The sequence below is a fragment of the Acinetobacter sp. WZC-1 genome, from assembly GCF_052544965.1.
Genome location: NZ_CP199370.1, coordinates 563,919 through 584,813, shown reverse-complemented (window position 1 = coordinate 584,813; position 20,895 = coordinate 563,919). Strand labels below are relative to the sequence as shown.

19 protein-coding genes are annotated in these 20,895 nt (G+C 48.2%); 4 read left to right on the top strand and 15 right to left on the bottom strand.

What is annotated here, in order from left to right:
- Positions 1 to 117: 117 nt before the first annotated feature.
- The 15 genes from der to ACT6PV_RS02655 all read right to left on the bottom strand — a co-directional run bounded on the left by der (position 118) and on the right by ACT6PV_RS02655 (position 15,371).
- Positions 118 to 1,527: a ribosome biogenesis GTPase Der gene (gene der, locus ACT6PV_RS02725; RefSeq protein ID WP_445114966.1), complete on the bottom strand. Its 1,410-nt coding sequence runs from the start codon at positions 1,525 to 1,527 to the stop codon at positions 118 to 120.
- A gap of 167 nt (positions 1,528 to 1,694) precedes the next feature.
- Positions 1,695 to 2,843, bottom strand: a complete 1,149-nt coding sequence (gene bamB, locus ACT6PV_RS02720) for an outer membrane protein assembly factor BamB (protein WP_445114965.1) — start codon at positions 2,841 to 2,843, stop codon at positions 1,695 to 1,697.
- Complete coding sequence (locus ACT6PV_RS02715; protein WP_445114964.1) at positions 2,843 to 3,544, bottom strand: YfgM family protein; 702 nt, start codon at positions 3,542 to 3,544, stop codon at positions 2,843 to 2,845. Before ACT6PV_RS02715 ends, bamB begins: the two co-directional genes overlap by 1 nt.
- Positions 3,545 to 3,573: 29 nt before the next feature.
- Positions 3,574 to 4,869 (bottom strand): histidine--tRNA ligase, encoded by a 1,296-nt coding sequence (gene hisS, locus ACT6PV_RS02710; protein WP_445114963.1) that lies wholly within the window; start codon positions 4,867 to 4,869, stop codon positions 3,574 to 3,576.
- Positions 4,866 to 5,981 (bottom strand): flavodoxin-dependent (E)-4-hydroxy-3-methylbut-2-enyl-diphosphate synthase, encoded by a 1,116-nt coding sequence (gene ispG / locus ACT6PV_RS02705; protein WP_445114962.1) that lies wholly within the window; start codon positions 5,979 to 5,981, stop codon positions 4,866 to 4,868. The genes hisS and ispG overlap by 4 nt, the downstream gene beginning before the upstream one ends.
- Before the next feature lie 23 nt (positions 5,982 to 6,004).
- Positions 6,005 to 6,796, bottom strand: coding sequence for a helix-turn-helix domain-containing protein (locus ACT6PV_RS02700; RefSeq protein ID WP_445114961.1), 792 nt, complete (start codon positions 6,794 to 6,796; stop codon positions 6,005 to 6,007).
- On the bottom strand, positions 6,787 to 7,578 hold the full coding sequence (gene pilW / locus ACT6PV_RS02695; protein ID WP_445117005.1) for a type IV pilus biogenesis/stability protein PilW: 792 nt from the start codon (positions 7,576 to 7,578) through the stop codon (positions 6,787 to 6,789). The genes ACT6PV_RS02700 and pilW overlap by 10 nt, the downstream gene beginning before the upstream one ends.
- 38 nt (positions 7,579 to 7,616) lie before the next feature.
- Positions 7,617 to 8,852: a 23S rRNA (adenine(2503)-C(2))-methyltransferase RlmN gene (gene rlmN / locus ACT6PV_RS02690; protein WP_445114960.1), complete on the bottom strand. Its 1,236-nt coding sequence runs from the start codon at positions 8,850 to 8,852 to the stop codon at positions 7,617 to 7,619.
- A 121-nt stretch (positions 8,853 to 8,973) separates the two neighbouring features.
- Positions 8,974 to 9,405 (bottom strand): nucleoside-diphosphate kinase, encoded by a 432-nt coding sequence (gene ndk, locus ACT6PV_RS02685; RefSeq protein ID WP_445114959.1) that lies wholly within the window; start codon positions 9,403 to 9,405, stop codon positions 8,974 to 8,976.
- Positions 9,406 to 9,514: 109 nt separating this feature from the next.
- Positions 9,515 to 9,715, bottom strand: coding sequence for a Fe-S cluster assembly protein IscX (gene iscX, locus ACT6PV_RS02680; protein WP_445114958.1), 201 nt, complete (start codon positions 9,713 to 9,715; stop codon positions 9,515 to 9,517).
- A gap of 126 nt (positions 9,716 to 9,841) precedes the next feature.
- Positions 9,842 to 10,393: a phosphatase PAP2 family protein gene (locus ACT6PV_RS02675; protein ID WP_445114957.1), complete on the bottom strand. Its 552-nt coding sequence runs from the start codon at positions 10,391 to 10,393 to the stop codon at positions 9,842 to 9,844.
- Between the two features lie 31 nt (positions 10,394 to 10,424).
- A complete protein-coding gene (locus tag ACT6PV_RS02670; RefSeq protein ID WP_445114956.1) occupies positions 10,425 to 11,711 on the bottom strand; it encodes a glycosyltransferase family 4 protein in 1,287 nt (428 codons plus the stop codon).
- A 313-nt stretch (positions 11,712 to 12,024) separates the two neighbouring features.
- Positions 12,025 to 13,041 carry a ketol-acid reductoisomerase gene (gene ilvC, locus ACT6PV_RS02665; protein WP_445114955.1) on the bottom strand — a complete coding sequence of 339 codons (1,017 nt, stop codon included), beginning with the start codon at positions 13,039 to 13,041 and terminating at the stop codon, positions 12,025 to 12,027.
- Between the two features lie 114 nt (positions 13,042 to 13,155).
- Positions 13,156 to 13,647 carry an acetolactate synthase small subunit gene (gene ilvN / locus ACT6PV_RS02660; protein ID WP_445114954.1) on the bottom strand — a complete coding sequence of 164 codons (492 nt, stop codon included), beginning with the start codon at positions 13,645 to 13,647 and terminating at the stop codon, positions 13,156 to 13,158.
- Positions 13,644 to 15,371 carry an acetolactate synthase 3 large subunit gene (locus ACT6PV_RS02655; RefSeq protein WP_445114953.1) on the bottom strand — a complete coding sequence of 576 codons (1,728 nt, stop codon included), beginning with the start codon at positions 15,369 to 15,371 and terminating at the stop codon, positions 13,644 to 13,646. Before ACT6PV_RS02655 ends, ilvN begins: the two co-directional genes overlap by 4 nt.
- Positions 15,372 to 16,048: 677 nt before the next feature.
- On the opposite strand from ACT6PV_RS02655, the gene ACT6PV_RS02650 reads away from it, so the two are divergent.
- From ACT6PV_RS02650 to holA, 4 genes are all read left to right on the top strand, one after another.
- Entirely contained in the window at positions 16,049 to 16,429 is a 381-nt protein-coding gene (locus ACT6PV_RS02650; RefSeq protein WP_445114952.1) for a DUF4124 domain-containing protein, read from the top strand.
- A gap of 137 nt (positions 16,430 to 16,566) precedes the next feature.
- Positions 16,567 to 19,191 (top strand): leucine--tRNA ligase, encoded by a 2,625-nt coding sequence (gene leuS / locus ACT6PV_RS02645; RefSeq protein WP_445114951.1) that lies wholly within the window; start codon positions 16,567 to 16,569, stop codon positions 19,189 to 19,191.
- Positions 19,192 to 19,328: 137 nt separating this feature from the next.
- Positions 19,329 to 19,868: an LPS-assembly lipoprotein LptE gene (locus ACT6PV_RS02640; RefSeq protein WP_445114950.1), complete on the top strand. Its 540-nt coding sequence runs from the start codon at positions 19,329 to 19,331 to the stop codon at positions 19,866 to 19,868.
- 25 nt (positions 19,869 to 19,893) lie between these two features.
- Positions 19,894 to 20,892: a DNA polymerase III subunit delta gene (gene holA, locus ACT6PV_RS02635; protein WP_445114949.1), complete on the top strand. Its 999-nt coding sequence runs from the start codon at positions 19,894 to 19,896 to the stop codon at positions 20,890 to 20,892.
- The last annotated feature ends 3 nt before the right edge of the window (positions 20,893 to 20,895 follow it).

The following is a 20,895-nucleotide window of genomic DNA, read 5'->3' as shown; positions in this document are numbered from 1 at the left end:
GAAATACAAAACAACAAAAATCTGCTTGTTTTTTTAAAAAGCATAATTAACCGAATTTAAACCCGGTCATCAGCCACATCTCTGCATTATTTTCAGATAAATCTGCATCTGACCCAATTAACGCTTAAATTTCTTCTCGGCCTTTTTAAACTTCTGCACATAACGGCGGCGGCGTGCAGCCACACGCTCATCCACCTGGGTCTTACGGCCCTCAAATGGATTTCCAGACGTTTTAAAATCAATACGGACCGGTGTCCCTTCCAGCTGATACACCTTACGGAATACGTTTTCCAGATAACGACGATAATCCGCCGGGGTTTTATCCACTTTATTGCCATGAACAACAATGGTTGGTGGGTTCTGCCCGCCCATATGAGCATAGCGCATTTTAATACGCTTACCGCTGATCATCGGAGGCTGATGTGCCTCGGTGGCGTCATTCAGAATCTGGGTCAGTTTTGCCGGAGAAACCTTTAAGTGAGATGAATCATAAGCCCGGTGGATGGATGGATACATTTCACCGACACCGGTACCATGCAGGGCAGAAATCAGATGTACCTTCGCCCAGGGAATAAAGTCGAAACGGCGTTCAACATCCAGTTTACATTGCTTACGGTCATACTCGGTCATGTTGTCCCATTTATTAATGGCAATCACCATGGCCCGACCCGCTTCAAGCGCATAACCGATCAGATGCAGATCCTGTTCAACCACTCCTTCACGGGCATCCAGCACCACCACCACCACATGCGCATCCTTAATCGCCTGCAGTGTTTTCACAATTGAGAATTTCTCAATCATTTCATCCACTTTACCTTTACGGCGCACACCGGCGGTATCAATCAGGGTGTAATGACGGCCATCCCGTTCAAATGGAATATAAATTGAATCCCGGGTTGTTCCCGGCTGGTCAAATGCCACCACCCGGTCTTCACCGAGCAGACGATTCACCAGAGTTGATTTACCGACATTGGGGCGACCAATAATCGCCAGCCGCAAACCCGTGGCCTGATCATGCTCATCTGCGTCCTGATCTTCAGGGACATCCTCAAGCACGTCTTCCAGCATCTGAGCCACGCCACGGCCATGACTGGCAGCAACATGAATCGGCTCACCAAAGCCCAGCTGGAAAAACTCCACTACCGCAGCTTCGGCATGCACCCCATCGACCTTATTGGCCACCAGATAAACTTTTTTACCCAGCGTACGAATTTCACGGGCAATCTGTTCATCGGAGGCAAGCAGGCCAGCCCGCGCATCCACCACAAAGACAATAATATCTGCTTCATGAATTGCCGTTTTTGACTGTTCTGCCATATAGGCGTCAATCCCGGCCTCACTTTCCCCAATACCGCCGGTATCCACCACAATAAATGATTTATTCTCATACACCGCATCGCCATATTTACGGTCACGGGTCAGCCCGGCAAAGTCAGCTACGAGCGCATCACGACTTTTGGTAATCTGATTAAATAACGTTGATTTTCCGACATTCGGACGACCAATGAGCGCAATTACGGGTTTCATAGATTAACCTTATATTCAGGTTGGCCACACTGAATGGCCTGAACCGGAAAGTATAAAAAGCAAATAAGTGTATCAGCTCAACAAAAACACGGGGTATTGAATATTCAATGACCCCGGGATTAATAAAAAGCTCAGTTTTGTCCAGGCCCAGCCATCAGACAAAAAAATTAACGGTTTTGCCAGACGCTCAGCGCACCCTTTCTGGTGGAAGCATATAGCTGCTGATCAATCACCCGCAGGGAACGCACTTCACCGCTGGTTTTTGAACGACCGACCAATTGTCCCGAGTCTGGATTAATCAGATGCAACATCCCATCCAGGTCTCCCACAACCAGGTTCTGCCCCAGCATGACAGGATTGCTCAGGTTCCGATTTAAAAGCTGCTCATTCTGCCACAACTGCTGGCCTGTTGTCAGGTCATAGGCTGTTAATTTACCATCTGTCTGCGCAACAAACACTTTATTGTCTGCCACTTCAGGACGGGTAATACTGCTGACATCCTCACTCCACACCACCTGTTGTGCCGCCAGATCCAGTACGGTGACCTGCCCCTGAAAACTATTGGTGACAAGGTACTGCCCTGCAACAACAGGATCGCCGTCAATATCCACCAGTCGCTGGATATCTGAATGACCTTCTGAAACCGCAACCCGACGCTGCATACGCGGGATTCCGGTCAGACTGTCAATGGCATAGACATAGCCATTGGACGTTGCCACCACAATGGTTCTGGCATCAATACTGACCGGTGCTGCCTGACCCCGTAAACTGAATGCAGCATTGGTCATTTTATAGGTCCATGCCTGCTGACCGGTGCTTTCATCAAATGCAAAGACTGTACCGTCATTGGCAATGGCAATGACCCGGCCAGCCTGAACCAGGGCAGGACTGATCACTGCGCCTGAAAGCTGAGCCACCCATTTTTGTTCACCTGTGGCCTGATCCACTGCAAACAGCTGACCCTTTTTATTGCCGGCAATGACCAGACCGTCTGCTGCGGTGACCCCGGAACTCAGACCATTTTTGCTGACCCGGGTCTCCCACAGACGCTGTTTACCCTTATAAGCAGCCACTGTCCCTTTGGGATCCAGCAGAAAAATTACGCCATTGTCTGAGTCCAGTCTCAGGCGCAACGGATCTTCTTCTGAGGTGGAAGAAACATTCTGGGAAAATACAGGCACCAGACTGGTGGCCTGGGCAAGCTTAGGCAGTGGATTCGGCTTAATTTTTTCCTCTTTAATCTTATTACTTGAACAGCCCATCAATGCTGCTGACAAAATTGCTAAGGCAAAAGGTATTTTATACTTTGTATCCATCAGGACTCATCCACTTGTGTTGCTAAAATTGGGCGTTCAATTTCAGGATCATCCACTAATACGCCAACACTTTCGAGTTTAATTTGTAAAATCTGACGTTCCTGTTTACGTTGCAGCAATGCATCCCAGGCAGCCTGATACGATTTTCTGGCATTTTCAGTATCATTTTTTGCCACATAAACATCCCCTTTCGCTTCTTCAGCTGTGGCCTTAAAAGCAGGGATCGTTACGGCTGTCAGGGTTTTCAGGGCATCATCATATTTCTTCTGGGCCAGCTGCGCATCTGCCAGACGAAGCTTTACAATCTGTAAAATACCTTCATCCTTCAGTTTCGCATGTTCCACTTTTTTCAGTTCACGCTCAGCCGCAGCATAATCCGCCTTTTCATAGGCCAGATGAGCCATGATCAGTTGCGCCTGCACGGCATGGATGGAATCCGAATCTTCCCGGACAATTTTATCTGCCGCCGGTACAAGCGCACCAAAGGCTTCTGGACGTCCAGCCATCTGGTGTGCTTCAGCAGCCAGTTGCTTCACCCGTGCGGTCTGAATCTGGTGATCTGCCAGGGTCTTTTTCTGCCAGTATTCCCAGCCAAAAAAAGCAATCAGTGCAATTAAAATACCGCTCACTATGGCTGAGCCATATTTCTTCATAAATGACTTTAAACCATCAAGTTGTTCATCACCAGTCATTGCGCCCATTGAGTTACCCTTTCCCTGTCCTTGCCAGTTTATTTTGAAGAAAATTTATCGATGAAGAATGATACGGCATCAGACACCACAACTTCAAATTGTTCAGCCGTGGCCAGTGCCTTGACAGAAAACCGCTGTGCTTCCCATTCCCGTTCACCCAGGATCAAGGCATAGACAGCCCCGGACTGATCAGCTTTTTTCATCTGACTTTTCATGGACCCCTGTGAACCGGTTTTCAGACGGATCAGACTGCCTGCGTCTTCCAGCTGATTACGGATCTGCTCAGCCAGCAGCAGGGCCTTACCCTGTGAAACCGGATCTGCCACCAGGAAAATTTCACAGTCACGGATAACGCTATGGTCTTCCACCATTTCCAGCAACAGCAGCAAACGCTCCATGCCCATTGCAAAACCGACTGCCGGTACAGACTGATCCGGTTTCGCCTTCAACTGTCCCACCAGACCATCATAACGCCCACCGGCACAGACAGTTCCCTGTGACCCCAGATGGGTCGTGGTCCACTCAAATACGGTTTTGTTATAATAATCCAGACCACGGACCAGTTGCGGGTTAATCACAAACGCAATCCCGGCATCGCTCAGATACTGCTGCAATTGCTCAAAATGATTTATGCTGTCTTCACCGATAAAATCATACAGCTTCGGTGCCTGTTCAAGGATCTGCCGGGTCCGTGCATCCTTGGAGTCCAGAATGCGCAATGGATTGGTACTCAGGCGACGCTGAGAGTCTTCATCCAGTTCATTTTTATGGATCATCAGAAAATCCACCAGCGCCGTACGATACGCAGCACGCTCATCCGGCTCCCCCAGCGTATTCAGCTCAAGGCGCACCATATCCGCAACGCCCATGCGTTTCCACAGCCGTGCAGTCATCAGAATCAGTTCTGCTTCCATGTCCGGTGTGGCCACACCAAAGGTTTCCACCCCAAACTGATGAAACTGCCGATAACGGCCCTTTTGTGGTTTTTCATAGCGGAACATCGGCCCGACATACCACACCCGGGGCGTGGCGCCACGCAGCAGATTGTGCTCCAGCATGGCCCGGACACAGCCTGCAGTGCCTTCCGGCCGCAAGGTCAACGATTCCGGTGGATTACCCTTATCCAGAAAGGTGTACATTTCCTTTTCAACAATATCGGTTGCATTGCCAATGGAGCGTTTAAACAGACTGGTCTGCTCCACCACAGGCAAACGGATCTGCTGATAACCATAGGCATCCATTAACGATGCCAGATATTGCTCCAGACGTCGCCATGCAGCGGTCTGTGCAGGAAGGACGTCATTAAAACCTTTAATTGCAGTAATTGAACTCATGATGAACTACGAATAATTTCCCTGGATTTAGCTTCTTCAAGCTCTGTAACACGCTGACGAACCATGGACTCAATTTCGTCAACCAGCTGTTTTGTATCAATCAGATGGCTCTTTTCACCATTATGATAGACCAGTGAACGCGGACTTGCGCCCACCACACCGATATCGGCTTCTTTGGCTTCGCCCGGCCCATTGACCTTACAGCCGATCACCGAAACATCCATTGGGGTGCGGACATCTTCCAGCCGCTCTTCGAGTGCCTGCATAACCCTGATCACGTCAAATTCCTGACGTGAGCAGCTTGGACAGGCAATAAAATTAATCCCATTGGAACGCAGACTCAGTGATTTCAGAATATCAAAACCAATTTTTATTTCGTCTTCCGGTTCAGCAGCCAGTGAAATACGCATGGTGTCGCCAATGCCTTCCATCAGCAGACCACCCAGTGCAATGGCTGACTTGACCGTCCCGGTACGGTAAATCCCGGCTTCCGTCACACCAAGATGCAGCGGATTGTCAATCTGTTCGGACAACAACCGATATGCATCCATTGTCAGGAACACATTCGATGCTTTGACCGACACTTTATATTCGTGAAAATTCAGACGATCGAGGATATCAATATGACGCAACGCAGATTCCAGCAGGGCTGCACCGGTCGGTTCACCGTATTTAACCTGCAGATCCTTTTCCAGCGAACCGGCATTCACTCCGATACGTATTGAGATATCATGATGCTTCGCCGCGGCAACCACTTCCCGGATTTTGGCTTCCGAACCAATATTTCCCGGATTAATCCGCAGACAATCCACCCCCAGATCGGCAACTTTCAGAGCAATTTTATAGTCAAAGTGAATGTCTGCCACCAACGGAACGGACACCCGTTTACGGATTTCGCCAAATGCCTCTGCCGCTTCCATCGACGGTACAGAGACACGCATGATATCAGCACCGGCATCTGCACAGCGCTGAATCTGTGCCACCGTTGCATCGACATCGCAGGTTTCGGTATTGGTCATGCTCTGAATACTGATGGGAGCATCACCACCGACATACACAGAGCCGACCCGGATTTTTCGTGTCGGTCTGCGTTTTATGGGATTCACAATCATCGTATTGCCCGGTTCAGATCTGATTAACGGGATAAACGGAATTCTGCCTTCCCGTTTACCGTATATGGAGACAATGGAATCTGTTCATTATTAAGGCTTAATGATACCGCATTCGCATCATCCAGGCGAATCTGAAATGGCGACTGCCCCTCAACCGTCAATGCAGCTGCCTGACGTCCACTGGCCAGTACCTTACCGGTACTGTCCACAATATGCACAGAAGTCGGATGCTTAAAGTTCAGCACCATATGATCCCCTGCAGCGGATGAAGCGCTATTATTCAGTGACAGCACTTCGACTTCCGAGCTTTGCGCCCGGCCTTCGTGCTGATCTGTTTTTTTGGCATACCATTTCTGAATGCCTTCAACAAGCAGCCAGATTGCCACAATCACCACCACAGCAATTAAGCCGCGCTTCAACCATTTTTTATTACGGCCACTGCCGGACCCCGGTAATTTCCCCATCATTTTAATCGGAGAATTATTTAAGGCATGATTTGGCAACAAACCGGTATCATTTTCATAAATTTCATCAAAACGCTGAATAATTGCCGTTGCATCGACATTTAAATATTTTGCATAGGAACGGTAATAGCCCTTGATAAAGGTAACTTCAGGCAAATTTTTATATTCATCCTGTTCCAGTGCCTGCAAAATTTTTACCGGTATATTCAAGTCAGCAGCAACAGCCTGAATATCACGGGCCTGAGAGACTCGAGTCTGGCGTAAATACTCGCCAGGACGCTGAATATTTCCCAAAGCATCAGGTACTGCATTTGAACCAGCAGATTGCTGTGAATTCGGATTTACTTCCATACGGCCTCAGTACTGTACTGTAATTGCAAATAACGTTGATATTGCTGGCTTCCAGGGAACAATGCCCGTAACTGATTCACCAGCACCTGCATGCCCATCTGGTCACCATTGGCACGCGCAATACGCATGCCGGTCCAGAGCGCCTGCGCCCCCTGATTTTTCTGACCAGTCAGACGCACATATTGTTCATAAAGCTGACTGGCAGCTGGAATATTACGCTGTAAATAAAATATTTCAGACAACTCTAACATTGATATGACTGAATCGCGATTCACCTGTAACGCCTGTTTGAATGTTTTTTCAGCATTTGCAACATCACCAAGCTTCAGATAAACCCGCCCCAGATTTTCAAGTGCCCTGAAACGCTGATCATAGCCCAATGTTGCACCAGCAACACTGAGTTGTTCTATAGCTTCATTGTAGCGCCCGACCTGATACAGATAAGTGCCGTAATTATTCCGGGCCTGGGCATTCTGCGGATCTATGGAAATGGCCCGCTTAAAATAGCCATCTGCCTTTTCCATATTGGGCTGACTGCCTTCCTGCTGCAACAGCACACCCATCATCATATTGGCAGCAGAATCCCTTGATTCTGACGCAAGTGCCTGATCCAGGGCACGCTTGGCAGCATCCAGATCGCCATTACGGATATATTCCGCCGCCAGCTGAGTGCGGACTTTTGCTGCTTTTTCAGGGTCTTTTTTTACAATGGTGTCCGGTGAAGTACTCTGACATCCGAGTATTGCCAGTGCAGAGAAACATATCGATATATTTAAAATTATTGTCTGATACTTAAGTTTCAAAACTCAGCCCCTGAATATTAATGCCGTGACCGCACAATCACATTGCGTTCTTCAACTTTCTTTTTCCATTGTTCAGCACGGCGGGTCCGATCTGCCACCTGCCCGACCAGCTGTCCACAGGCGGCATCAATATCATCACCACGTGTCTGACGAATCGTACACACAAATCCGGCATCAGACAAAGTTTTCTGAAAGGAAATAATCCGATTACGGCTTGAACGGCCATAAGGCGCATGCGGAAACGGATTAAAGGGAATCAGATTAATTTTACTGGGCAGGTTTTTCAGTAACTGAATCATCTGTTGTGCATGCTCAGGCTGATCATTAACCCCATCCAGCATGACATATTCAATGGTGACATGCTTGCGTGAACTTTCGTTGCCGTCTCTGGCAATATAACGCTGGCATGCAGCAATCAGCTGTTCCAATGGATATTTTTTATTGACCGGCACCAGTTCATTACGCAACGCATTGTTGGGTGCATGCAGTGAAATCGCCAGCGCCACATCAATATCCTGCGCAAGCTGGTCAATTTTCGGCACCACGCCCGAGGTGGATAAAGTAACCCGGCGCTTGGACATACCATAGGCAAAATCATCCAGCATGATATGCATTGAACTGAGTACCGCGTCATAATTCAGCAACGGCTCACCCATGCCCATCATCACGACATTGGTCACTGAACGCTCACGTTCTGCAACAGCAACATCTTCCATATAGGAATAATTCGCCATCCACAACTGACCAATAATTTCATCCGGCGTCAGATCACGCTGAAAACCCTGCTTTCCGGTAGAGCAAAAGGAGCAATCCAGCGCACACCCCACCTGTGAGGAAATACACAGCGTCTTACGCGAACCGGTTTTATCTTCTGCCGGAATCAGCACCGTTTCAACCAGCGAACCCGCCCCTTCACCGACCCGGAATACCCACTTACGGGTGCCGTCCTTTGAATAATGGCGATGCACCACCTGCGGTGCCTTAATCTCACAGTGTTGCTCCAGTTTTTCACGCAGTTTGCCTGAGATATTGGTCATCTCTGCAAAATCAGTGACAAAAAACTGATGCATCCATTTCATCACCTGAGTGGCCCGGAACTTCTTCTCACCCATGTCCTCAAAGAATTTTTCCAGCTGTGCACGGGACATGCCAAGTAAATTCACCTTCTGCGCTGTTTCAGCCGGCACCACAACAGCAGATGAATACTGCTGTTCATACTGTACCAGAGGCGAAGTGACTACTTCAGAATTCATGTGTATACCCAGACCATGCCATATGATGAAAAGAATTGTTCAATATTTAAACAGAAAAATCTTAAAAGAATAAAAAAACCAGACAAGCAGTATAACACTTATCTGGTCTGAAAACTGCTGATTAGCGGGTACGCGGGCAAATCTCTGTCTGAGCAAAGAAGTAATTGATTTCACGCTCTGCTGATGCAACAGAGTCAGAACCATGTGCTGCATTTTCATCAATACTGACTGCAAAATCTGCACGAATAGTACCAGGAGCTGCTTCCTTCGGATTAGTTGCACCCAGGATATCACGATGTCCAAGTACCGCATTTTCACCTTCCAGTACAGAAACCACAACCGGACCGGAAGTCATGAATGCCACCAGCTCACCAAAGAAACCACGTTCCTTATGTTCAGCATAAAAACCTTCTGCTTCAGCCTTGGACAGTTGTTTCATTTTGGTTGCCACAATTTTAAGGCCGGCTTTTTCAAAACGAGCAAAAATGTCACCAATATGGTTTTTACCAACAGCATCCGGTTTTACAATGGATAAAGTACGTTCAACAGCCATGATTGGCTCCTTAAAGTCAATTTAATAACAAAATTTTGCCGCATTATACCGAATAACAGGCCATTTTCTGCTGTTCAAATAAAAAAAATCCTGATTTTTCGATGGATGATTAACGGACTTCGTCCATCCATGCCATTTGAATGGCTTCCAGCAGACCTTCTGTAGATTTTTCCGGATCATCAGTGAAATCCGGCAAGGCACAGACCCAGGCATGCAGATCGGTAAAACGGACCCATTGCGGATCGACATCAGCATGCGCTTCACTCAGTTCTATTGCAATATCAATTGTATCTGTCCAGCGCAATCCCATTCAGGTTCTCCCATATACACCCGATAAACATGGTCCTACTTTAACAAAGAACCCATAGGGCAGGATACCGTCATATTCAGTAAAAATCGGCAAAAGCAATTCGCCCGGTAAAAAAGAGCTGCACGATCACAGGATAATATTGAGCAACGGCGCGCCGGCAATGACCAATGCCGCAACTGTCGCACCAATCAGGGCACCGACAATCACATCACTTGGATAATGCAGACCCAGCACCATACGGGATAACGCCACCAATACCGTAAATGGCAGCATCAGAAACAACATAATCGGCTGAATATAGCCCAATACTGTCGTTGCCATGACTGCATGCAGAGTATGGCCCGATGGAAAACTGAAATGATCCAGCGGGCGCTCACCCATGACAATCACCTGGTGAACCTGGTAAGGACGTGGGCGGACCGTCTTGTGTTTCAGAAATTTATAGGTTCCGGTCCCCAGCGTTCCACCGAGTATCACATAAATCAGTTGCAGTCCGTATCCAAGACCTTTCTGCATCCACACCAGCAACAGCATGACATACCAGAATGCACCATCACCCAGTCGGCTGATGACCTTAAAGAACAGAGAAACTCCCTGTGACTGAGACAGGTTGTTCAGATACAGACAACCCTTAAGATCGAGATCGAGTATTTTTATTTTGGTATTTTTTAAGTTCATTTCAGTTCTCCTCTCACATATTTAAGATGCTCTAGGTAACCAGGGGGTTCTCCTGCGCTACCCGATACAGTGCCTGTTCGAGTTGCTGAACCGGATGTTGCCATCCAATATTCTGTACATCATGCATCGCCTGCTGACCCATACGATGCAGTACTCTGTTGCCGGGTAATTGCATCATCAGCTGCTTCAGCTGGTCAACCTGCCCCAGCGGGCAAAGCCATCCTGTCACGTCATGCCTGACCTGTTGCTGTGCACAGGTATAATCATAGGCAACCACTGGCAGGCCACTGGCCATCGCCTCCAGTACAACATTACCAAAGGTTTCCATCTGACTGGCAAATGCAAATACATCTGCACTTGCATATGCTTCAGCAAGTTGTGTGCCACTCAGACTGCCGGTAAAAATTGCCTGTTCAGCACCCGGCATTTTTTCCAGCCGCGCCCGATCCGGCCCGTCACCCACCACCACCAGTTTAACCTTCTTCTGGCCCTGTTGTTTCAATGCTGCATATGCGTCAATGACGACATTGATTTCTTTTTCCGGTGACAGCCGTCCGACATACAGCATGACCGTGGTGTCATCACAGACACCCCATTTTTTACGCAGCTGCTCTGAGCGGCGTTTTGCAGAGAAACGTTCAACATCAATACCACGACCCACCACCACCAGTGGACAGGTCACACCAAATTCCCGTAACGCTCTCTCTGTATCCTTACTCGGCACACAGGTCAATTGTGTATTGTTATGAAACCACCGTAAATACTTCTGTACAGGTTTGACCAGAAATGCCAGGTCAAAGAAACGACTGAATTCCTGAAAGGGTGAATGAAAGCCACTTGAAACAGGGATCTTTTTTGAATTTGCCGCATGTAACGCTGCAAAACCCAATGGTCCTTCGGTTACGATATGCACCACATTCGGGGAAAAATCAGCCAGGGCCTGAGAAACCTTCAGATATTGTGGCCACCCAAACTGCATCCCCGGATATTTCGGAATGGACTGCGCATTGACCAGACACTCCCTGTTGGGCTGAAAGTCGTGGCATTGACGCTGCTGTGAAGGACGGATCAATAAAATCTTGTGTCCCTGTTGCTGCAGACCTTTACTTAACTGTAGAAGAGACAGTGCAACACCATTGATCTCTGGTGGCCAGGTTTCAGTGACAATTGCGATTCTCAGCCTTGGGCGGACAAGATCTTCTAACAAACCTGAATCATCCTCAGGCAGATTATTGTTTTTCTGCTTAAAATAAAACTTATAACTTTCGGGAAAATCCTGTTGCTTGTACAGTAAGGCTTCTGCGTACGGATTGGTCATACGAGCACCTATTTTGCTGGTTTTAACTTAGATTAGATCAGGTTTCTTACATTTTGATGATTACTGGATGACAGTTTCTTTAAATACCCAATGGACTTTTATTGCAGATTCAATTATCTATCCATACCTTCCACAGGTTTCAGGCACGGCCACAATTTGCAAAAGTTTTTAGATTATAAAAAATAATTGAATTTTTTCATTAATATAAATTTAATAAAACCAACTGTAATCTGACCTGACACCATTTCCGCATGACCTGCTGTGCATAAAAAAACCACTCTGAGGAGTGGTTTTTTTTAAATCATGCAAAGAATCAATTCTTTTCTTTGTCCACAATTTTGTTGGCCTGAATCCACGGCATCATGGAGCGCAGTTTGCCACCGGTGACTTCAATACCATGTGCTGCATTCTGACGGCGACGGGCTGTCATGGAAGGATAGTTCAAGGCACCTTCCTGAATGAACATTTTTGCATATTCACCAGACTGAATGCGTTTTAATGCATTGCGCATTGCCGCACGTGACTGTTCGTTAATGACTTCAGTACCGGTGACATATTCACCATATTCCGCATTATTGGAGACTGAATAGTTCATGTCGGCAATACCGCCTTCAAACATCAGATCAACAATCAGTTTCAGCTCGTGCAGGCATTCAAAATAAGCCATTTCAGGTGCATAACCTGCTTCAACCAGGGTTTCATAACCCATTTTCACCAATTCAACCGCACCACCACAAAGCACTGTCTGCTCACCAAACAAGTCAGTTTCAGTTTCTTCACGGAATGACGTCTCAATAATACCGGTACGGCCACCACCGATACCTGAAGCATAGGAAAGTGCCACATTACGGGCATTACCGGAGGCATCCTGATGAATGGCAATCAGATCAGGCACACCTGAACCACGCTGGAATTCTGAACGTACAGTATGACCCGGTGCTTTAGGTGCCACCATGATCACATCCAGATCCTGGCGTGGAACCACCTGGTTATAAAGCACAGAGAAACCATGTGCAAATGCAAGTGTCGCGCCCTGTTTGATATTGGGCTCAATCACATCACGATAAAGCTGAGACTGGAACTCATCCGGCGTCAGAATCATCACTAAATCGGCCTGAGCCACTGCTGCCGGAACTTCAGCAACTTTCAGTCCGGCATTTTCAGCCTTTTTCCATGACGCTGAACCGGCACGCAGGCCCACAGTCACATCCACACCGGAATCCTGAAGGTTCTGTGCATGGGCATGACCCTGTGAACCATAACCAATGATTGCTACTTTCTTCGCCTGGATAATGGATATGTCACAGTCTTTATCGTAAAAAATTTGCATTGTTGTCTCCGCTAAAAAGTTTTTTTAATCCTCTGCTTATTCCGGGAAGGTCATCACTTTAAATCTTCCCGGCTAAGCTCTTCCCCAAAAGGGAGGTTCTGAGGGCTATGAAAATCAAATGGATAATACTTTTTCACCCCGGGCAATACCGGACACACCTGAACGTACGACTTCAAGAATGGTATTTTCAGCCAGCGCATCAATAAAACCATCTATTTTTTCGGTTGTTCCTGTGATTTGAACGGTATACGACGCAGGGGTCACATCTACAATCTGGGCGCGGAAAATATCTGCCGTACGTTTTATTTCAGCACGGGCAGCACCCAGTGCCCTGACCTTAATCAGCATCAGTTCACGTTCAATATGCGCACCTTCCGACAGGTCCACCACCTTAACCACTTCCACCAGTTTATTCAACTGCTTGGTAATCTGTTCAATTTTATGATCATCACCATAGGTGGTCAGCGTCAGACGTGACATGGTCAGATCTTCCGTTGGTGCAACATTCAATGTTTCAATGTTATAGCCACGCTGAGAAAACAGCCCCACCAGACGGGAAAGCGCGCCGGCTTCGTTTTCAACAAGTACTGAAATTATATGTCTCATTCGGTACGCTCCCCTCTGGACAACCACATATCGCTGAGTGACTGACCGGCAATCAGCATTGGATACACGTGCTCGGCACGATCGACCATGACATTGATGAATACGCATTTATCATTAATCGCCATCGCCTGCTGCAAACCGGATTCCAGTTCATCCACATGATCAATCTGAATACCGACATGACCATAGGCCTCCATCAGTTTGCCAAAATCCGGCAATGATTCGACATATGAACTGGAGTGACGACCTTCATAGTTCATATCCTGCCATTGTTTCACCATGCCCAGGGCACGGTTATTCAGACACAGAATTTTGACATTCAGGCCATACTGCTTACAGGTGGACAACTCCTGGATACACATCTGAATGGATGCTTCGCCGGTAATACACACCACCTGCTGCTCAGGAAATGCCAGTTTGGCTGCCATGGCATAAGGCAAACCCACGCCCATGGTCCCCAAACCGCCGGAGTTGATCCACTGACGCGGACGTTTATATTTATAGTACAACGCACCAAACATCTGATGCTGACCCACATCCGAGGTAATGATTGCATCCCCGCCCGTGATCCGATACATGGCTTCGACCACCTGCTGTGGCTTCATTGTGCCATCAGTCAGCTGTTCATATCGGAGACCATGCACCTTGCGCCATTCATTAATCTGAGACCACCATTCGGCAAGCGTTTCCGGGTTGGGCTTTGAAACATCCATCTGTTTCAGCTGCGCCAGCATTTCCTGCAGAATCGGCTCAACCGCCCCGACAATTGGGATATGCGCCATAATGGTTTTTGAAATGGTTGCCGGATCGATATCAATATGAATGACCTTGGCATTCGGACAGAATTTTGCCGGATTATTGGTAACACGGTCATCAAAACGCGCACCAACCGCCAGAATAACGTCTGCATGATGCATGCTCATATTGGCTTCATAGGTGCCATGCATGCCCAGCATGCCCAGGAATTGTGCATCATCACCCGGGAATCCTCCCAGACCCATCAGGGTATTGGTGACCGGATAGTTCAGCAGATGTGCAAGCTCGGTCAGCAGTTCAGAGGCATTGCCCTGGACCACACCGCCCCCGGTATAAATGACCGGGCGTTTTGCATTGATCAGCTCATCAATCGCCTTACGAATCTGTCCCGAGTGACCACGATGCGGTGGTTGATAGGAACGCATCTTCACTTTTTCAGGATATTCGTAGGCAAATTTTTCCGCCGGATTGGTTACATCCTTTGGAATATCGACCACCACCGGACCTGGACGGCCACTGGATGCAATATAAAATGCCTTTTTAATGATGGCCGGAATTTCACTGGCATGCCGCACCTGAAAACTGTGTTTTACAATCGGGCGGGACACCCCGACCATATCAGTTTCCTGGAAAGCATCTTCACCAATCAGATGTGTCGCCACCTGGCCGGACAGGATCACCATTGGAATGGAATCCATATAGGCTGTTGCAATAGGCGTGACCGTATTTGTAGCGCCCGGACCTGAAGTGACCAGCACTACCCCGGTTTTGCCTGTGACACGTGAATAAGCATCTGCCATATGACCGGCAGCCTGCTCATGACGTACGAGATAATGGTTGATTTTGTCCTGTTTAAACAGCGCATCATAAATATGTAAAACTGCGCCACCCGGATATCCAAAAACATGTTCAACGCCTTCATCCGCCAGAGCGCGGACAAGCATTTCACCACCAGATAAAAGTTCCAACGTGATTCACCCTAATCTTTTATTTCACAGCCGTATGGGAGACATAAGCCGTATCATTCATTGACGTGTGCGCTGTTATAGCACACATATTTCATGGTTTTTGCAGCAATACTCATTTTTTCTGACGCAACAGCTGTATGGCGGCGGCAGAATCTAAAACATGTTGGGATAAACATATTCTGGACATATTCACTTCCCCGGCTTAGGGGGAAATGTGATTGCAGGCTATGCAGTTTACCCGAAGGGTGATCGAATAAAAACATAATAAAACCAAACTGCATTTTTGTTGTTTCAACCGGCAAAGTCAAGGATTCAGTGTCTCTTTTTGCTGATTATTTATATTGCTTGTTATACAGCCCGGTCATTTCAGGGCATTACACCCTTCCACTTCATTTTTTTTAAAATATACCAATGATCGGTAAGATGGTAAATTTTCAGAGGAAATATATAATATTCCAGAGAAATGATTAAAATAATATCCACACAACCCGTAACAATATAAATGATTTCATCAGTGATGAAGATTCAGCACCAATGACTGAGCGGACAATAGCCAGGCCGGCAATGATGCACCGTCAGCCAACTTCAGCACAGACTCATCCGCCGACCATCACCCAGGATCATTTGACCATTACATCGACATAACCATGGCATGAATAATTTACAGGATATTGCACATGCAAACAAAAACAGGGCTTAAACTGACACTGCTGCCTGCAGTGATCATCATTGCAGCATTGCTGTCTACACAAAGCTTCGCCAGACAATATTATAAATGGGTCGATCACAAGGGGTCGACCCATTACACCACCACACCACCCCCAAAAAATGCAAGACAACAGGGCAAAGTGGAAACCTATGGTCATCCGAACTCCGCCATGACACCTGCCCAGTCCGTACCAGCCAGCACACAGAACAACAACCAGCACCCTTCAGCCATACCGGCCCCTGATAGCGAACGGACACAACCACAACCGGCAGTCATGCTGGCACCAGCCGGAGAAAATACCGAGCCATCCCCGATGCCGGCACCAGCCGGCATATCTGACCCCAGGTAATCAGGGACTGCTGACAACGCATCCTCTCATTCACTGCTAATTTTTTTACTTGCAGATGACATGCAAAATTCACTTTCAGGTGGATTTTGCGCTATGCTGTGCATCTGACTTTTAACCGTTGTTTCCTACATAGATTTATGACTACTTCTCACATTGACCCCGAATATTCAGCCAGTGCGATTGAACCACAGGTCCAGCAGGACTGGGAAAGCCGCAAAGCCTTTAAAGTTGCCGACACGACCGAAGGAAAGCGTCGTTATATTCTCTCGATGTTTCCCTATCCGAGCGGCAAACTGCATATGGGTCATGTGCGTAATTATACCATTGGGGATGTAATCAGCCGTTTCCACCGTTTAAAAGGTGAACAGGTCCTGCAACCCATGGGATGGGATGCTTTTGGACTGCCGGCGGAAAATGCCGCCATTGCGCATCAGGTCGCCCCGGCAAAATGGACCTTTGAAAATATTGCCTATATGCGTGGCCAGCTGAAAAAACTGGGGCTTGCCATTGACTGGGACCGTGAATTTGCAACCTGCACCCCTGAGTACTATCACTGGGAACAATGGTTATTTGTACAGCTGTATAAAAAAGGGCTGATTTACCGCAAATTGTCCACTGTCAACTGGGATCCGGTCGATCAGACCGTACTTGCCAATGAGCAGGTTGAAAATGGCCGGGGCTGGCGCTCGGGCGCGCTGGTGGAAAAACGTGACATCCCGATGTACTACTTCCGCATTACCGATTATGCCCAGGAGTTGCTGGATGATCTGGACCAGCTCCAGGCGGGCTGGCCTCAGCAGGTGCTGACCATGCAGCGCAACTGGATTGGTCGTTCCACCGGGATGGACATCACCTTTCCGTCCAGCCGACCGGAACAATATGCCGATGGTTTAACCGTGTATACCACGCGTGCAGATACGCTCATGGGAGTCAGCTATGTTGCGGTCGCCGCAGAACATCCACTGGCCCTGAAAGCTGCGCAGAACAACCCTGAACTTGCTGCCTTTATTGAAGAATGCCGCATGGGTTCGGTTGCAGAAGCGGATCTTGCCACCGCTGAGAAAAAGGGCATGGCAACCGGCTTTTTCGTACGGCACCCCCTCACAGGAGCAGACATTCCGGTATGGATTGCCAACTATGTGCTGATGTCATACGGTTCCGGCGCTGTCATGGCCGTTCCGGGTCATGACCAGCGTGACTTTGAATTTGCCACAAAATACCAGTTACCCATTATTCAGGTGATTGACGCCAGAGGTGCAGAAGACGCTGATTATTCGGTAAGCGAATGGCAGGAATGGTACGGCTCAAAGGAAGGCCGGATCATCAACTCCGGTGAACTGAATGGCCTGGACACACAGGCGGCTTTTGATGCAGTACTGGCAAAACTGGAACCGCAGGGTCTGGCCAGCAGTAAAGTTCAGTTCCGTCTGCGTGACTGGGGCGTTTCCCGTCAGCGCTATTGGGGCTGCCCAATTCCGATGATCAATTGTGAAAAATGTGGTCAGGTGCCGGTGCCGGAAGAGCAGTTACCTGTGATTCTTCCAACCGACGTGGTTCCGGATGGTTCAGGCAACCCCCTGAATAAAATGCCCGAATTCTACGAAACCACCTGCCCGAACTGCGGGGGCCATGCACGCCGTGAAACAGACACCCTGGACACTTTTGTAGAATCTTCCTGGTATTATGCCCGGTATGCATCTCCTGATTTTACCGGCGGTATGGTCAAACCGGAAGCAGCGCAATGCTGGTTACCAGTCAACCAGTATATTGGCGGAGTGGAACATGCCATTCTGCATTTACTGTATGCCCGGTTCTTTCATAAACTGATGCGGGATGAAGGTGTGGTACAGGGCAACGAGCCTTTTACCAACCTGCTGACTCAGGGCATGGTGCTGGCCGACACCTTTTACCGTGAGGCCGATTCCGGCAAAAAGACCTGGTTTAATCCGGCCGATATTGAACTGGAACGTGATGAAAAAGGCCGTATTCTTAGCGCAAAATACCGTGGCGATGGTGAACCGGTAGTTATCGGCGGCCAGGAAAAAATGTCGAAATCGAAAAATAACGGCGTTGACCCACAGGCCATTATTGATCAGTACGGCGCAGATACAGCACGGGTATTCACTATGTTTGCAGCGCCACCTGACCAGTCACTGGAATGGTCCGATGCCGGTGTTGAAGGTGCAAACCGCTTTTTAAAACGGGTGTGGCGCTTAACCACAAGCTTCCTTGAAAAAGGTCATCAGGTTTCAGACATCGACCGCACTACCCTTTCAGGCGATGCGCAAGGCTTACGCCGTAAAACCCATGAAACCATTCAGAAAGTGAGTGATGACATTGAGCGTCGTCATGCATTTAACACCGCCATTGCAGCTCAGATGGAACTGCTGAATGCAACCGGTAAGTTTGAAGTGAAATCTGCCTCAGATGCGGCGGTGGCACATGAAGCCATTACCACCTTACTGATCCTGCTGGCACCATTTGCCCCGCATTTAAGTCAGACGCTGCTGGCCCAGTTCGGTATTGGATTGACCACAGCCTCCTTCCCGGTTGTGGACGAGTCCGCATTGGTTCGCAATACCCAGACCATTGTGGTACAGGTCAACGGTAAACTGCGTGGCAAACTGGAGGTTGCAGTGGATCTTTCAAAAGAAGAGATCCTGACTCAGGCCAGGGCATTGCCAGAAGTACAACAATTCTTAACAGGTCCAACCAGAAAAGAAATTGTGGTACCGAATAAACTTGTCAACCTTGTGGTTTAATAGCCCATAGTTGAAACATCCCTGGTTCAGGCATTCGGTCAGACTGAAATGTTGCCGGATTTTCCCTGACCAGGAGTGAAATACAAATATAATCCATGCCCTGCACTATGCAGGGAATCTTTTCAAGAGGAACAGACATGCACTTCGCTCAACGTATGGCAACCGTCGTTTTAACCTTAGGCTTAAGTGCAGGCCTGGCCAGCTGTGGGTTTTATCTGAAGGGAACCAATCCACAGACAACACCCCTGGTTTATACCAAACTTGAACTGATCATGCCCAAAGACACTGAAACACTGGAACAGAAACTCAGCGTCTATTTAACAGCCAGTGGCGTACAGCTGAGTAACGCCAGTGATGCCTACGTACTGCGTGTCCTGGAATACACACCCCGTCGTCATGAACTGAACGGTAAACTGGTGGAAACCCTGCTTCGCCTGACCGTCACGTTCCAGATTGAAGACCAGCAGGGCAACCCGATTACTGAGCCCCGTACCGTGACAGCGTCACGCAGTTATCAATACGATGTGGCCACGGTCAACACCGATGACCAGCAATATAACTATTTAAGCCGGATTCTGATTGATGACATTGCCCAGCAAATGACCCGTCAGATTTCAGCGAACCGGCTGCCCAAAGCCCGTGTTAATGCCACGCAACCTGCCCAGACCACACCATAATATTTCAATTTATGAATGAAGCCCCATGAAGCTCGACTATATCCAGGCTCTAAAACGTGTCAGTGAAGCCCGGGGTGCCTGGATATTACATGGTCAGGAACCGCTGCTCGAGCAGAATCTGCTTGACAGCTTCCGTCACAGCTGGCAACAGCACGACATAGAAAGACAGCGATTTGATATCAGCAATGTCAGTGACTGGAAAAGCGTGTTTAATGCACTGAACAGCCTGTCACTGTTTTCCCAGCAGCTGGCCATTGAAGTACATGGCAATATCAAGCCTGATGCCGCCAGCATGAAACTGCTGAAACATTATCTTCAGCACAATGAATCCAATCTGCTGCTGATGATTATGCCCAGGCAGGACAGCAGCAGCCTGAAGTCAGCTTTTTTTCAGGTGGTGGAAGCCAATGGAGTGGTTGTCCCCCTATTGGCCAGTTCGGTACAGGACCGCAAACGCATTTTAGCCGGTGAAGCTGAAAAACTCGGCATTCAGTTGCAGGCGGATGCCTGGCTGTGGCTGGAACAGCATCATGAACACAATTTACTGGCAGCCAGAAACAGCCTGATGCGGGTTCATGATATTTTCCCCGATGAAACAGATATTCAGGTTCAGCAGCTGCAGGACTGCCTGCAGGACCAGTCCCGCTATAGCACCTTTGATTTAAGCGATGCGCTGATTCAGGGCAACCTGGCGCAATCGGTCAAAATTTTTCAGTTCCTGGCGCTAAGCGGTGAGGCAGATAGTTTAATTTTGTGGACCATCAGTAAAGAAATGCGACTATTGATGCAGCTGTATGAACAACCACAGCATGCATTACAGCTGGGCATCTGGAAAACCAGGGTATCCCACTACCAGCAGGCACTCAGACGGCTCACCCCACAGCGCTTTCTGACATGGCCTCAGTTGCTGTTGCATATTGATGCTGCAATTAAAGGCATGAGTCATGAAAACCCGCAGCATCTGATTCAGCAGTGTATTGCTGAATTATGCGGCCAGCCCCTGTTTCCTGCAGCACTGAAATGAAGG